Origin of the sequence: Buchnera aphidicola (Pemphigus obesinymphae) (genome assembly GCF_026122815.1) — a bacterium.
In the GTDB taxonomy this organism is placed as follows: Bacteria; Pseudomonadota; Gammaproteobacteria; order Enterobacterales; family Enterobacteriaceae; genus Buchnera_C; species Buchnera_C aphidicola_BJ.
Map to the genome: position 1 here is coordinate 411 of NZ_JAIWQW010000058.1, position 297 is coordinate 707.

Sequence of the window (297 nt, forward strand, 5' to 3'; positions counted from 1 at the left end):
TAGGTCGTCAAAGAGGTACAGGTGTTGGAGGTGGACACGATGAAAGAGAACAAACATTAAATCAAATGTTAGTAGAAATGGATGGTTTTGAAGGTAATGAGGGTATTATTTTAATTGCCGCTACAAATCGTCCTGATGTTTTAGATCCTGCTTTATTGCGGCCTGGTCGTTTTGATAGACAAATAGTAGTAGCTTTACCTGATGTTCGAGGAAGAAATCAGATCCTTAAAGTTCACATGCGTAAAATTCCTTTAGATAAAGACGTTAATGCAATGATTATTGCACGTGGTACTCCTG

1 protein-coding gene is annotated in these 297 nt (G+C 38.0%); it reads left to right on the top strand.

Translation table 11 applies throughout. The features are described 5' to 3' along the window. Nucleotides 1–297, top strand: a 297-nt coding sequence (locus LDP10_RS03055; protein ID WP_265197269.1) for an AAA family ATPase, incomplete at both ends; no start/stop codon positions are given.